The sequence below is a fragment of the Streptomyces albus subsp. chlorinus genome, from assembly GCF_013302895.1.
Taxonomy (GTDB): domain Bacteria; phylum Actinomycetota; class Actinomycetes; order Streptomycetales; family Streptomycetaceae; genus Streptomyces; species Streptomyces chlorinus.
Genome location: NZ_VJOK01000001.1, coordinates 5,829,046 through 5,830,477, shown reverse-complemented (window position 1 = coordinate 5,830,477; position 1,432 = coordinate 5,829,046). Strand labels below are relative to the sequence as shown.

Below are 1,432 nucleotides of genomic sequence, written 5' to 3'. Positions count from 1 at the left end.
CCCCCCGCAGCAGGCCCACGTAGTCGGCGTCGGCCTCCACCTCGTTGCCGAACGTCAGGCGCCAGCGCCCGCACCAGGCGCAGCGTCCGCTCCCGGATGTCCGCCGGGACCGGGGTGTCCCCCCGGTGCAGTCCGGCCACCCGCGCCAGGCGGTCGAGCCCGGCTCGGTCGGGCTCGGGAACGTGGTAGGTGAACGGCACCCGGCGGCCCTGGGGGTCGGTGAACAGGGCCCGCCGGTAGGGGCCGCGGCCCGAGAACCCGGTCTGCCGGTGCGCGACCCGCACCCGGTGCCGGGCGGCGTTGGCGAAGACCTGCCCGGTGGAGATGTCCGCGAGCGGGTCGGCGACGAACACACCCGGCCGGTTGTCGTGCGCGGTGTCCGGCGCGGGCAGGGAGCTGTCGCCGGGGGACCCGGCCCAGCAGATCGTCAGCGGGACGAGGGTCTTGTCCCTGAGGTCGACCGAGGAGAGGAGGTGGGCGACCCACCGTTCCAGCTCCTCCCCGCTGATCCTCCGCATGGTGCCGTCGTCGAGTTCGACCGAGACCGCGCCCGGGACACCGTGCAGGAAGATCTCGAATGTCTTCTCGTCGGCGTCCGGCACCTCGTGCGGCTCGGAGTAGGTGCCGGCGGCGGGGTTGTAGTAGACGAACGTTCTGGCCCGGTCGGCGTCGCGAAGCTGCTTCTCCCACGTGCGGGCCAGATCGGCGCGGGAGAACACGGAGTACCCGGTCTGCTTGCCGGTCGTCCCGCTGACCACGGGCCGGACCAGCACCTTGCCGTACCAGTCCGGGACGTCGGCGGCGCGGGCCGGTGCCGTGCCGGGGGCGGTGGCGAGCCAGTCGCCGCCGGGGTGGTCCTTGGTCCGTACGGTGCGCAGGGTGACCGTCCCGCCCACGGTGTCGCGGGCCGTCACGGTGCCCGTGTACGCCCACACGGTGCGGCCCGTGCGTGCCGCGAGCAGTCGCGGCAGTTCGCCGAGGCGGTCGCCGCCGTGCTGGACGGCCAGGACGACCGGCGCGTCCTCCGGCAGCCCGCGCAGCACCGGGTCGTGCGCCATCAGCTCGGCGAACTCCTCCATGTCCAGCGTCCGGAACGTACCGTCCGGCCACGGCACCTCCACGCTGTCGTGGCTCCCGTCGGCGGCCACCACGTACGCGTCCTGGGACCACTCGGCCAGTGCGGCGCCCGCGAGCTTCACCCCGCCGTCCGCGGTCGGCCGGTAGCGCTCGACCACGGAGGTCTCGATCTGTGTGCCCCGGGTGCCCTTCCAGTTGAGGCCCGCCGGGCGGCCGTTCTCGGTGAAGCGGTACCGGGCGTCGAACGCGCCCTGCCGCTCGGTGTGGAAGGCCGCCAGCGCCACCACGCTCGTCGCACGGCCCGCCGCGACGGCGGCCTCGACCAGGGCGAACAGCTCCGCGCGCACCGCCTCGT

At 74.5% G+C, this 1,432-nt stretch carries 1 protein-coding gene; it reads right to left on the bottom strand.

The annotated features are described in order from the left end of the window. A partial coding sequence (locus tag FM076_RS25395) for a lonely Cys domain-containing protein (protein ID WP_173874996.1) occupies nucleotides 1-1,432 on the bottom strand: 1,432 nt, incomplete at both ends.